The organism is Kitasatospora sp. NPDC058965, assembly GCF_042741245.1.
Taxonomy (GTDB): Bacteria; Actinomycetota; Actinomycetes; order Streptomycetales; family Streptomycetaceae; genus Kitasatospora.
This window is the reverse complement of sequence record NZ_JBHYKG010000284.1, coordinates 1-11,230: the sequence shown is the minus strand read 5'-3', so window position 1 is coordinate 11,230 and position 11,230 is coordinate 1. Positions and strand designations below refer to the sequence as shown.

Here is an 11,230-nt window from a genome sequence, read left to right as displayed (position 1 = left end):
GGGGTGTCGCGCGGTGACGGGGGTGGTGCGCCTACGTGGCGTCGGGGTCGAACGGCGCCCGCTCGCCCGCGGCCAGCGGGACCGCGGCCGGGGCCGCGACGGCCGGCTCGGCCGTCCTGACCGCGGTGGCCGGCTTGTCGTCCAGCACCGTGCGGATGTCCATCTCCTCGCGCAGGGCGTTGAAGCCCAGCGGGTCCTGGCCGTCGCCGATCAGGTTCTTGCGCACGAAGGTCTTCGGGTTCAGGTCCTCGAAGTCGAAGTCCTTGAACTCCGGACCCAGCTCGCTGCGGATGTCCTCCTTGGCACTGTCCGCGAACGCGCGCACCTTGCGGACGAAGCCCATGGCGTCCTGGATCAGCTTGGGCAGCTTGTCCGGGCCGAAGATCACGATGGCCATCACGGCCAGCGTGAGCATCTCGAGAGGGCCTATGTCGAAGAACACCTGAGGCTCCCAGCTGCTGGAGGAAGGACCCGGCACGGCCCGGACCGGGACCGGTCCCTACAGCGTAATGGGCCGCGGCGCGTCCGTGGCCCATCGGGCGGTGAAGCGGTGATAACGACCACGGCCCGGTCAGGGCAGCTGGGGGCGCCCGTTCACCACCGGGCTGACCACCTGGTTGACCACCGGCCCCGGGGACAGCAGGTCGTACGGGTGGCCGCCGCCCGCGTGCAGCGGGAAGTTCACCGTGAGCGGGTCGGTCAGCGGATTGCCGCCGGGCACCTGCGGGTTGACCGCGCTGCCGTGCTGGTCGTCCGCCGGGCTGTCGCCGGCCACCGAGGCCAGGCCCAGGCTGCCGAAGCCGCCCAGGGTCACCGCGGCCACCGAGAAGGCGCCCGCCGCCGCGACCACCAGCCGCCGCCCGCGCGGCACGCCGGGGCGGGTCGGCACCGGCGCGGCGGGCGGCCGCCGGCGTTCCGGGTCCTCCTCCGCGCGCGCCGGGGAACCGCCGCGCCGCACGCTCCACAGCCGCGGCTCGCCGCTGCGTCCGGCCCGCGGGTCGACCCCGGGGACCGGGGTGTCCGCGCCGAGCGCACCGCTGCCGAACGGCGCACCGGTGCCACGGCCGAACGAGCCGCCGGTCAGTCGGCTGCCGCCGAGCGAGGGCCCGGCCAGCATCGAGGAGTAGTGCACCAGCGGCGTCCCGTCGACGGGCTCGCCGGAACCTCCGGAACCGCCGGGGCCGTCCTGCGGCCCCGGCTCGTCGTCGGGCAGCGCGGCCACCGCGAGCAGCCGGGCCATCAGCATCCCGGACGGGCCCGGCGGCTCGGTGCGGGTCAGCAGCTGCTTGACCGAACGGCCCGCCTCCGCCTCCGCCAGGCAGCTCGCGCAGGTCGCCAGGTGCGCCTGCACCCGCTCGCGCGCGTCGTGCCCCAGTTCGCCGTCCAGGTACGCCGTCAGCCGCTCGCCGAGGTGGTGCTCCTCGCTGCTGGGCACCGGCTCGGCCGCCCGGCGCACCGCGATCGGCCGCAGCTCGGGCAGCGCCGTGCCGCCGGTGCGCTCCTGCGGGACGGCTGCCGGACGCTTGCTCCCGGACCGACCTGCACCGCTCACGATCGCCTCCGCCCGCTCCCGCCAGGCTCGGCCGCGAGCGCGCCCACGGCCACCGGCTCCGACTCCTCCGACCCACCACGGCGCGCCCGACCCGGCTCGGCGCCCGGCGCGCGGTGCTTGAGCGCGGCGCGCAGGTGCGAGCGGCCGCGGTGGATCCGACTGCGCACGGTCCCGAGCTTGACGCCCAGGGTGGCGGCGATCTCCTCGTAGGACAGGCCCTCGATGTCGCAGAGCACCACGGCGGCCCGGAACTCCGGGGCCAGGGTGTCCAGCGCCTGCTGGACGTCCGCGTCGAAGTGGGTGTCGCTGAACGCCTGCGCCGGGCTCGGCTCCTTGCTGGGCAGCCGCTCGGCGGCGTCCTCGGCCAGGGCGTCGAACCGGATCCGCTGGCGTCGGCGGACCATGTCCAGGAAGAGGTTGGTGGTGATCCGGTGCAGCCACCCCTCGAAGGTGCCGGGGGTGTAGGTGGAGAGCGAACGGAAGACCCGGACGAAGACCTCCTGGGTGAGGTCCTCGGCGTCGTGCTGATTGCCCGTCAGACGGTAGGCCAGGCGGTAGACGCGGGCGCTGTGCGCCTCGACGATCTCCTCCCAGCTGGGCGGGGTCCAGCCCTGCGCGTCGACCCCGTCGGTGAAGGTCGCGACAGCGGCGGGGGCCGAGGACTCGGCGGCGGTGCCGTCGGACGACTGGTCCTGGGGGGAGTGCGCAGACTGGTTCATCACGGGCTTCGGCTTACGGGCCGACGAGGTGCCGCGGAGTTGCCGCCGCACAGGGACGTCGCCCTCGGCCACACCTCCTCGGTTGGCTCTTCTGCCCAGCAGGGCCACCACCATATCCACCACACCCGTCAGTTCCGGATAAAAGTGCGCTCATCCATCGACCGTGCTACGGATTCAACGGCCCGCCGCCGGACGCGGTTCCCGCCCGGCCAGTAATCTGTGGCAGGAATTATCGACTTCGGCAGCGCCCCTACTTCCCCAGGATCAGACCATCGACTTCGGGCCCGCGGCTGCGACCCTCGCCGACACGTACGTCGGCGAGGACGCCGTGCTGACCTACGCCCGGTCGCAGGCCGCCCGCACCGGGGTGCGGGCGATAAGCCCGAGCGGCGGCGCCTGCCTGCGGCTGCTGGCCGCGGCCGTGGGTGCCAAGGCGGTGGCCGAGATCGGCACCGGCACCGGGGTCTCCGGCCTCTACCTGCTGCGCGGCATGCGACCGGACGGGATCCTGACCACCGTCGACCCGGAGCCGATCCGCCAGGAGTTCGCCCGCGAGGCGTACCTGGCGGCCGGGTTCGCGGCCAACCGGGCCCGGTTCATCCCGGGCCGGGCGCTGGAGGTGCTGCCGCGGCTCGCCGACGGCCAGTACGACCTGGTCTTCTGCGACGGCGACGCCGCGGAGGCCAAGTCCTACCTCGCAGAATCGTTGCGCCTGCTGCGGCCGGGCGGGGTGGTCTGCTTCGAGGGGGTCTTCCAGCAGGGGCGGCTGACCGACCCCGGTCTGGACGACCCGCGGACCGCGGCGGTGCGCGAGCTGGTGCAGGAGGTGCGGGAGAGCCGCCAGCTGCTGCCCGCGCTGCTGCCGGTGAGCGACGGGCTGCTCTGCGCCGTGCGGCGCTGAGACCGACCCGCCGGCCCCGCACGGGTCCGCCGGCCCCGCCGGACCCCGCCACAGTCCCGCCACGCAGCCACGCGGCCCCTCAGCCACGCCCCTCAGCCACTCAGCCACTCAGCCCCGAGCGTCGGGGCCACGCACAAGCGTCGGGGCCCGGTGCCGACCGTTCGAACAGTCGGTACCGGGCCCCGGGGGGGGCTTGCTGGGCTGGGGTCAGCCGCAGGCCTGCTTCAGGGCCTCGCCCAGGGCGCTTGCCTCGTCCGGAGTGAGCTCCACCACCAGGCGACCGCCGCCCTCGAGCGGAACTCGCATGATGATGCCCCGCCCCTCCTTGGTGACCTCCAGCGGGCCGTCACCCGTCCGCGGCTTCATGGCCGCCATGCTCGTTCCCCTTCCTGCAGCCGCTCAGCTAGGTACCAGCGGTCCGTCCACCACTGGTATCGAACGCTTTGATCGGAAGCCATTATCCCGCATACGGCGCCCTGATGACCAACGTCACTCTCTCCGCACCGCTGGCCACACCGGCACAGACCGCCTGAATCCGCCTCAGTCGCCCCGTCACCCGGGCGGACGAAAGGCCATCAGATGCCGTCCGGCCCATGGTGGGGGCGGTCCGGCGCCCCCGGGCGGGCCGCCCGGCGCGGTCGGGCGCGCAAGTCCGGGCCGGGGTGCGCTACCTCACACTCCCGCGGCCCGCCACCCATCCGGCATGCTGACCGGGTCCTGGTGTTACCGACCGGTTGGGAGCCCTCACCCATGTCCGACTCCGTGCTGTACGAGCGCGACGGCGCGCTCGCCGTCATCACCATCAACCGGCCCGACGCGATGAACGCGCTGGACGTGCCGACCAAGGTGGCCCTGCGGGACACCGTGACCGAGGCCGCCGCCGACCCGCAGGTGCGGGCGGTGCTGCTCGCCGGCGCCGGGACCAAGGCCTTCTGCGTGGGCCAGGACCTCAAGGAGCACCTCGGACTGCTGCAGCGCGCCGAGGAGACCGGCGAGCCGCCGCTGGCCACGGTGGCCGAGCACTACAACCCGCTGGTGCGCGCGCTCGCCGGGATGCGCAAGCCCACCGTGGCCGCGGTCGGCGGGGTGGCGGCCGGGGCCGGGGCCTCGCTCGCCTTCGCCTGCGACTTCCGGATCGTGGCCGAGACCGCGGGCTTCAACACCTCGTTCGCCGGCGTCGCGCTGACCACCGACTCGGGCGCCGCCTGGACCCTGCCGCGGCTGGTCGGCCACGCCCGGGCGACCGAGCTGCTGATGTTCCCGCGCACCGTCAAGGCCGCCGAGGCGCTCGCCCTGGGACTGGCCACGAAGGTCGTACCGACCGACGAACTCGCCGCCACCGCGCGCGAGTTCGCCCTGACCCTGGCGAACGGCCCGACCGTGGCCTACGGCGCGATCAAGACCGCGCTGGCGTTCGGCGCCTCGCACTCGCTGAGCGAGACGCTGGACAAGGAGGAGGAGCTGCAGACCCTGGCCGGGGCCAGCGAGGACCACCGGATCGCGGTGCGCGCCTTCGTGGCCAAGGAGCAGCCGCGGTACGTCGGCCGCTGAGCCGGGCTACCCGGCGGACTGCCGCGCATGGCAGTCCGCCAGGTGGTCGTCCACCAGGCCGCAGGCCTGCATCAGGGCGTAGGCGGTGGTCGGTCCGACGAACCGGAAGCCGTGCTTCTTCAGTTCCTTGGCCAGCGCGGTCGACTCCGGCGTGATCGCCGGGACGTCGGCCGTGGTGCGCGGCGCCGGCCGGCCGGGGTCGGCGGCGAAGCGCCAGACCAGCGCGTCCAGGCCGCCGTCCAGCTGCTGCGCGGCCCGGGCGTTGGCGATCGAGGCCTCGATCTTGGCCCGGTTGCGGATGATCCCCTCGTCGGCCAGCAGCCGGGCCACGTCCCGCTCGTCGAAGGCGGCCACCCGGTCGATCGCGAAGCCCGCGAACGCCGCCCGGAAGCCCTCCCGGCGGCGCAGGATGGTGATCCAGGACAGGCCGGACTGGAAGGCCTCCAGGCAGATCCGCTCGAACAGCGGGTCCTCGCCGTGCACCGGCCGGCCCCACTCGGTGTCGTGGTACGCCAGGTAGTCCTCGGTGCTCGCCCCCCAGGGGCAGCGCAGCAGCCCGTCCGGACCGGCGACCGCGCCGCCGGTCACGCCTGCTCCCCGCCCGGGTGGGCCGGCTGCTCCGCGTGCTGCTCGACGACCTTGGCGAAGTCCTCCAGGCCCGGCAGCGGCTCGGAGCCCTGCCCGCCGCCCGCCTGCACGCCCTCGCCCACCGCCACGGCGGCCTCCAGCTCGGCGATCCGGGTGTCCCGGTAGGCCAGTTCGGCGCCGAGGCGGTCCAGCACGTCGTCCACCTCGTCCATCCGGTAGCCGCGCAGCGCCATCGGCATCCGGATCCCGTCCACGTCGTCCCGGCTGAGCGGACGCTCCTGCGGCAGCCGGGCCGCGATCCGGTCGTGCACGGCCTCCGGCAGCGAGCCGCCGCCCCCCAGTGCCACCAGCGCGGCACCGCCGACCACCACGGCCATCGCCACCACGATCACCCAGAACACGAGCTGTCCTCCCGACACGTGAGAATGCGGCCGTGTGAGGGATCATGGTGTCCCTGGGAAGGCCGGGGCCCCATCATCGCACCAGGGTCCCCCTGGATCGATACCCGTCACCGGTGCAGCAGGGCGCCGGGGCCGATGCGAAGGAGCGAGGGTGGCACTGCGCCTGGGACCGCGTGAGTTCGGCGCGGACGAGCTGGTCATCATGGCCATCGTCAACCGCACCCCGGACTCGTTCTTCGACCGGGGCGCGACGTTCGCCGACGAGGCCGCGTTCGCCGCCGCCGACCGCGCGGTGGCCGAGGGCGCGGCGATCCTGGACATCGGCGGGGTCAAGGCCGGTCCGGGCGAGGAGGTGACGGTCGAGGAGGAGCTGCGCCGCACCGTGCCCTTCGTCGCCGAGCTGCGCAAGCGCCACCCCGAGGCGGTGATCAGCGTGGACACCTGGCGGCACGAGGTGGGCGAGGCGGTCTGCGAGGTGGGCGCCGACCTGCTCAACGACGCCTGGGGCGGGGTCGACCCGAAGCTCGCCGAGGTCGCCGCCCGGTACGGCGCGGGCCTGGTCTGCACGCACGCGGGCGGGGCCGAGCCGCGCACCCGCCCGCACCGGGTCGGCTACCCGGACGTGATGGCCGACATCCTGGCGGTGACGGTGGGTCTGGCCGAGCGGGCCGCCGCGCTCGGGGTGCGCCGGGACGGGCTGATCATCGACCCGGGCCACGACTTCGGCAAGAACACCCGGCACTCGCTGGAGGCCACCCGGCGGCTGCCGGAGATGACCGCGACCGGGTTCCCGGTCCTGGTCTCGCTCTCCAACAAGGACTTCGTCGGCGAGACCCTGGACAGGCCGGTCGACGAGCGGCTGCTCGGCACGCTGGCCACCACCGCGGTCTCGGCCTGGCTGGGCGCCCGGGTGTACCGGGTCCACCAGGTGGCCGAGACCCGCCAGGTGCTGGACATGGTCGCCTCGATCCGCGGCACCCGTCCCCCGGCGGTGGCCCGCCGGGGGCTGGCCTGACCCGCGGTCAGACCTCGGTGCCGCCCGGACGCCGGTTCTCCGCGAGGATCTTCAGCACCTCGTCCACCTCGTCGGTCAGGTGGAACAGCTCCAGGTCGGCCGGGGACGCCTTGCCCTGGGCGACCAGGGTGTCGCGCAGCCAGTCCACCAGGCCGCTCCAGTAGGCGGTGCCGAACAGGATCACCGGGAACCGGGTGACCTTCTTCGTCTGCACCAGGGTGAGGGCCTCGAACAGCTCGTCCAGCGTGCCGAGCCCGCCCGGCAGCACCACGAAGCCCTGCGCGTACTTGACGAACATGGTCTTGCGGACGAAGAAGTAACGGAAGTTCAGGCCGAGGTCGACGTACTCGTTCAGCCCCTGCTCGAACGGGAGCTCGATGCCCAGGCCCACGCTCAGCCCGCCGGCCTCGGAGGCGCCGCGGTTGGCCGCCTCCATCGCGCCGGGTCCGCCACCGGTGATCACCGCGTAGCCGGCCTCCACCAGGGCCCGGCCGATCGCCATTCCCGCCTTGTACTCGGCCGAGTCGACCGGGGTCCGGGCCGAGCCGAAGACGCTGACCGCCGCGGGGAGTTCGGCGAGCGCGCCGAAGCCCTCGACGAACTCCGAGGTGATCCGCAGCACCCGCCACGGGTCGGTGTGCAGCCAGTCCGTCGGGCCGGTGGTGTCCAGCAGCCGCTGGTCGGTGGTGCTCTTCTCCACCTGGTCGCGGCGCAGCAGCACCGGCCCCTTCTGCTTCTCCGGCCAGGCCTTGCGGGGGGCGCCCCCCACCGTCTCGTCCACCAGCTCCGGCCCGTGGCCGAAGCGCCGTCCGTCTGCGCCGTCGTGCGCTGATGTCCCTGTCATGACGAAACTCTACGCCCGGCGCACCCGGATGACGGGGAACATCGGGATGACCGACCGGCGAAGCGCTGCCGACCCGCCGGGGTCGGCAGCGGGGGTCAGCTGAGCCAGGCCACCAGCCGCCGCTCGCACTCGGCGATCACCGGGAGGTCGCAGTACTCGTCCCGCTTGTGCGCCATGTTGGGGTCGCCCGGGCCGTAGTTGACGGCCGGCACGCCCAGCGCGCTGAACCGGGCCACGTCGGTCCAGCCGAACTTGGCCCGGGCCGCGCCGCCGGTGGCGGCGACGAAGTCCTTGGCCGACGGGCGGTCCAGGCCGGGCAGCGCGCCCGGGGAGGAGTCGGTCACCTCGACCGGGAAGCCGGCGAACACCTCGCGCAGGTGGGCCTCCGCCTCGGCCGGGCTGCGGTCGGGCGCGTAGCGGAAGTTGACGGTCACCACGCACTCGTCCGGGATCACGTTGCCGGCCACCCCGCCGCGGATGTCCACCGCGTTCAGGCCCTCGCGGTACTCCAGGCCGTCGATCTCCACCCGGCGCGGCCGGTAGGCGGCGAGCCGGCCGAGCACCTCCGCGGCGTGGTGGATCGCGTTGTCGCCGAGCCAGCTGCGGGCCGCGTGCGCCCGGGTGCCGGTGAGGGCCACCTTGATCCGCATGGTGCCCTGGCAGCCGCCCTCCACGTAGCCCTCGGTGCCCTCCAGCAGCACCGCGAAGTCGGCGGCCAGCCAGTCGGGGTGCCGGGTCACCAGGTGGCCCAGGCCGTTGCGGTCGGCGTCCACCTCCTCGCAGTCGTAGAAGACGAAGGTGAGGTCGCGGTTGGGCTCGGGCAGCGTGGCGGCCAGCCGCAGCTGCACCGCGACACCGGACTTCATGTCGGAGGAGCCGCAGCCGTAGAGCCGGTCGCCCTCGACCCGCGAGGGCACGTTGTCGGCGATCGGCACGGTGTCCAGGTGGCCGGCCAGCAGCACCCGCTCGGCCCGGCCCAGCTCGGTGCGGGCCACGATGTTGTTGCCCATCCGGTCCACCCGCAGGTGCGGCAGCGCGCGCAGCGCCCGCTCCACGGCGTCGGCGAGCGGGCGCTCGTCGCCGCTCTCCGAGGGGAAGTCGACCAGCTGCGCGGTCAGCGCGCCGCCGTCCAGGCTGAGGTCGAGGTCGGTCGGGACACTGGTGGCGGGCTCGCTGCTCATGGCCGTCAGCTTAAACGGGCCGGCCCGCGGAGTCCGGGTGCGTCACTCCTCGTTCGACGCAACCAATCGGGACCGCACTGTCGTCCGACCCAGCACGGGGTGAGTACGGTGTGCGGAGACATTCCGAGGTGAGAGGGGCCGTGGTGGCCATCGAGCAGGAGACCTACCTCGGCCGCGGCCGTCGGCGGCGCCGACCCCTGCGGTGGGTGCTGCTGGCGCTGCTGCTGGTGGCGGCGGTGCTGGCCGCCCTGCTGCTGCTGAACCGCTCGCGGACGGCGCCCACCGCGGAGGGCTGCCAGGTCACCCCGGCCGGCGGCAAGCCGGTCACCATGGAGATCGACCAGGCCGGCAACGCGGCCACCATCGCCGCCGTCACCCTCTCCCGCGGGCTGCCCGAGCGGGCACTGGTGATCGCGCTGGCCACCGGGCTGCAGGAGTCCAAGCTGCACAACCTGGAGGGCGGCGACCGGGACTCGATCGGACTGTTCCAGCAGCGGCCGTCCCAGGGCTGGGGCACCGCGCAGCAGATCGCCGACCCGGTCTACTCCACCAACAAGTTCCTGGACCAGCTGATCGCGGTGCCCGGCTACGCCCGGATGCGGCTGACCGACGCGGCCCAGCGGGTGCAGAAGAGCGGCTACCCGGAGGCGTACGCCAAGCACGAGGCCAACGCGCAGCTGCTGGCGGACGCGCTGACCGGCCGCACCCCGACCGCGTTCACCTGCACCGTGCACGCGTTCGCGCCGCCCGAGCCGGTGGCCGACGTCTCGTCCTCGCCCGACGCCTCGTCCTCGCCCGGTGCCGCGGCCTCGCCCGCCGTCCCGGCGCAGCCCGGCACCCAGCCGGTCACCGACCGGCTGCTGCGGGAGTTCGGCCGCACCGTCACCGCGCAGCAGGGCAGCCAGCCCGGCGGCCTGGCGCTGGTCCCGGTCCCGACCGCCCCGGCGCCGGACGCCGACCCCACCGTGGACGCCCGGCGCCAGTCCGGCTGGGCGGTGGCCGAGTGGGCGCTGGCGCACGCCCAGGACCTGGGCATCGGCTCGATCCGGTTCGACGGCAAGGCCTGGCGGCTGGACCACTCGGACGCCGGCTGGACCAGCCAGGCCGACCCGACCGCCACCGACCGGGTGCAGATCACCCTGGGCATGCCCGGCGCCAAGCGCTGACGGCCCGTCGGTCAAGGCGCCTTGACGAACGTCCGTCCGGGTGTCCCCCGCCCGGGTGAACAGCGCTGCTCCGATTGGACGCGGCCACCCGGGTGGGCGACCCCGGGGGCACCACCCGCCCGGACCCCGGTCACCCGCTCGCGACAACGGCAGTGACGTTTCGTCAGCCCTGTCACGACGGGGCGAAATGTCCGGGATGCCAGAAAAAGGATCATGCGATCTTTAGGGACTCTTGACCTTTTCCGGGCGAAACCTTCTCGCTCCTGGAGCGGTAATCACGGCGTCCGCCCGGCGGACCTGCCGTGTCGTCACTTCTTAGGAGCACCATGTCCCTCCCCCTCTCCCGCCGGATCGCCCAGGCGGCGCTGCTGGTCGCCGCCGGTGCGACCCCGCTGGTCGCCGCCGGGTCGGCGTCCGCCGACCAGCTGGTCCCCAAGGGCACCGACCTCGGTTCGGGGATCAGCAAGCTGGACGGCGTCACCTCGGCCTCGACCCTCAAGGGAGAGACCCACCAGGTGGGTCAGGCGCTGGGCAAGACCGGCTCGGTGCTGAGCGGGACGGCGGTGCCCGCCGCGGCCGACGTCACCGGCACCGCCGCCGGCGCCGCGCTGCCGCAGACCGACCGGGTGGTGCCGAACCTGTCCGACCCCACCGGCGCCACCACCACCGGCGGCGGCCCGCTGGCGGACACCGTGTCCAAGCTGGCGGGCCTGACCCCGCTGGGCGGCGCGCTGCCCGGCCCGGTCGCCGCGCCGCGCGCGATGCCGGCCTCGATGCCGCTGGTGGAGCACACCTCGCAGCCGCACGGCCCGGAGATGCCCACCCTGCCCACCGTCTCCGGCCTGGACAAGGTGCTCGACCCGCAGGCGCTGAGCAACCCGCTGGGCGCCACCGGCCGGCTCGCCGAGCACGTGCCGGCCACCAGCAGCCTGGCCGGCCAGCTGCCCAGCCAGGACCGGGTGCTCGGTGCGGTGCCGGCCGCCGACTCGCTGGACCACGTGCCGGCCACCGCGCCGCTGGCCGACGCGCTGCCCGCCACCCACGGCCTGGCCGGCAACCTGGCCGGCCTGGACCAGCTCGGCCACGCGGTGCCGGACGCCGACCTGGCCCACCCGGCCGCGGCCGCCGACGCCGCGCACCTGGACGCGCTGCACGAGCAGGCGATGGGCGCCACCCACCGGCTCGGCGGGCTGCCGGACCTGAGCGGCGCGCTCGGCCAGCTGACCGGCACCGCCGGCGCGCTGAACCACCTGCCCGCGGTCGGCTGACCCGGGGTCGGAACACGGCGGAGGGGGCGCGGATCACTCCGCGC

Annotated in this window: 13 protein-coding genes; 5 read left to right on the top strand and 8 right to left on the bottom strand. The window is 74.4% G+C overall.

From position 1 onward, the window contains the following. Nucleotides 1-31 precede the first annotated feature (31 nt). From ACFW1A_RS32295 to sigE, 3 genes are all read right to left on the bottom strand, one after another. Nucleotides 32-442 (bottom strand): sec-independent translocase, encoded by a 411-nt coding sequence (locus tag ACFW1A_RS32295; protein ID WP_380415187.1) that lies wholly within the window; start codon nt 440-442, stop codon nt 32-34. A gap of 129 nt (nt 443-571) precedes the next feature. Then, nucleotides 572-1,552 carry a zf-HC2 domain-containing protein gene (locus ACFW1A_RS32290; RefSeq protein ID WP_380415185.1) on the bottom strand — a complete coding sequence of 327 codons (981 nt, stop codon included), beginning with the start codon at nt 1,550-1,552 and terminating at the stop codon, nt 572-574. After that, nucleotides 1,549-2,271, bottom strand: coding sequence for an RNA polymerase sigma factor SigE (gene sigE / locus ACFW1A_RS32285; RefSeq protein ID WP_380415183.1), 723 nt, complete (start codon nt 2,269-2,271; stop codon nt 1,549-1,551). The genes ACFW1A_RS32290 and sigE overlap by 4 nt, the downstream gene beginning before the upstream one ends. Before the next feature lie 271 nt (nt 2,272-2,542). On the opposite strand from sigE, the gene ACFW1A_RS32280 reads away from it, so the two are divergent. Further along, a complete protein-coding gene (locus ACFW1A_RS32280; RefSeq protein ID WP_380415191.1) occupies nt 2,543-3,172 on the top strand; it encodes an O-methyltransferase in 630 nt (209 codons plus the stop codon). A gap of 207 nt (nt 3,173-3,379) precedes the next feature. Here ACFW1A_RS32280 and ACFW1A_RS32275 read toward each other — a convergent pair whose 3' ends face one another. After that, nucleotides 3,380-3,547, bottom strand: coding sequence for a DUF3117 domain-containing protein (locus ACFW1A_RS32275; protein ID WP_083976644.1), 168 nt, complete (start codon nt 3,545-3,547; stop codon nt 3,380-3,382). 375 nt (nt 3,548-3,922) lie between these two features. Here ACFW1A_RS32275 and ACFW1A_RS32270 point away from each other — a divergent pair, with 375 nt between their 5' ends. Further along, complete coding sequence (locus ACFW1A_RS32270) at nt 3,923-4,723, top strand: enoyl-CoA hydratase-related protein (protein ID WP_380415180.1); 801 nt, start codon at nt 3,923-3,925, stop codon at nt 4,721-4,723. Between the two features lie 6 nt (nt 4,724-4,729). On the opposite strand, the gene ACFW1A_RS32265 is transcribed toward ACFW1A_RS32270, so the two are convergent. Continuing rightward, nucleotides 4,730-5,311, bottom strand: a complete 582-nt coding sequence (locus ACFW1A_RS32265; protein ID WP_380415178.1) for a DNA-3-methyladenine glycosylase I — start codon at nt 5,309-5,311, stop codon at nt 4,730-4,732. Then, nucleotides 5,308-5,712: a DivIVA domain-containing protein gene (locus tag ACFW1A_RS32260; RefSeq protein ID WP_380415176.1), complete on the bottom strand. Its 405-nt coding sequence runs from the start codon at nt 5,710-5,712 to the stop codon at nt 5,308-5,310. Before ACFW1A_RS32260 ends, ACFW1A_RS32265 begins: the two co-directional genes overlap by 4 nt. A gap of 202 nt (nt 5,713-5,914) precedes the next feature. Between ACFW1A_RS32260 and folP the strand changes: the two genes are divergently transcribed. Further along, nucleotides 5,915-6,727: a dihydropteroate synthase gene (gene folP / locus ACFW1A_RS32255; protein ID WP_380415189.1), complete on the top strand. Its 813-nt coding sequence runs from the start codon at nt 5,915-5,917 to the stop codon at nt 6,725-6,727. Between the two features lie 7 nt (nt 6,728-6,734). On the opposite strand, the gene ACFW1A_RS32250 is transcribed toward folP, so the two are convergent. Together ACFW1A_RS32250 and dapE are read right to left on the bottom strand one after the other, a co-directional pair. Next, on the bottom strand, nt 6,735-7,571 hold the full coding sequence (locus tag ACFW1A_RS32250) for a TIGR00730 family Rossman fold protein (protein WP_380415174.1): 837 nt from the start codon (nt 7,569-7,571) through the stop codon (nt 6,735-6,737). A 95-nt stretch (nt 7,572-7,666) separates the two neighbouring features. Beyond that, nucleotides 7,667-8,752 (bottom strand): succinyl-diaminopimelate desuccinylase, encoded by a 1,086-nt coding sequence (gene dapE, locus ACFW1A_RS32245; protein ID WP_380415172.1) that lies wholly within the window; start codon nt 8,750-8,752, stop codon nt 7,667-7,669. Between the two features lie 143 nt (nt 8,753-8,895). On the opposite strand from dapE, the gene ACFW1A_RS32240 reads away from it, so the two are divergent. Further along, a complete protein-coding gene (locus tag ACFW1A_RS32240) occupies nt 8,896-9,918 on the top strand; it encodes a hypothetical protein (RefSeq protein ID WP_380415170.1) in 1,023 nt (340 codons plus the stop codon). Between the two features lie 326 nt (nt 9,919-10,244). Beyond that, nucleotides 10,245-11,186 (top strand): hypothetical protein, encoded by a 942-nt coding sequence (locus ACFW1A_RS32235; RefSeq protein WP_380415168.1) that lies wholly within the window; start codon nt 10,245-10,247, stop codon nt 11,184-11,186. Nucleotides 11,187-11,230 lie beyond the last annotated feature (44 nt).

Coding starts and splice junctions, on each gene's coding strand:
- sigE (WP_380415183.1), bottom strand. CDS start 2,271: ATGAACCAGTCTGCGCACTCCCCCCAGGACCAGTCGTCCGACGGCACC.
- ACFW1A_RS32235 (WP_380415168.1), top strand. CDS start 10,245: ATGTCCCTCCCCCTCTCCCGCCGGATCGCCCAGGCGGCGCTGCTGGTC.
- ACFW1A_RS32275 (WP_083976644.1), bottom strand. CDS start 3,547: ATGGCGGCCATGAAGCCGCGGACGGGTGACGGCCCGCTGGAGGTCACC.
- dapE (WP_380415172.1), bottom strand. CDS start 8,752: ATGAGCAGCGAGCCCGCCACCAGTGTCCCGACCGACCTCGACCTCAGC.
- ACFW1A_RS32270 (WP_380415180.1), top strand. CDS start 3,923: ATGTCCGACTCCGTGCTGTACGAGCGCGACGGCGCGCTCGCCGTCATC.
- folP (WP_380415189.1), top strand. CDS start 5,915: ATGGCCATCGTCAACCGCACCCCGGACTCGTTCTTCGACCGGGGCGCG.
- ACFW1A_RS32250 (WP_380415174.1), bottom strand. CDS start 7,571: ATGACAGGGACATCAGCGCACGACGGCGCAGACGGACGGCGCTTCGGC.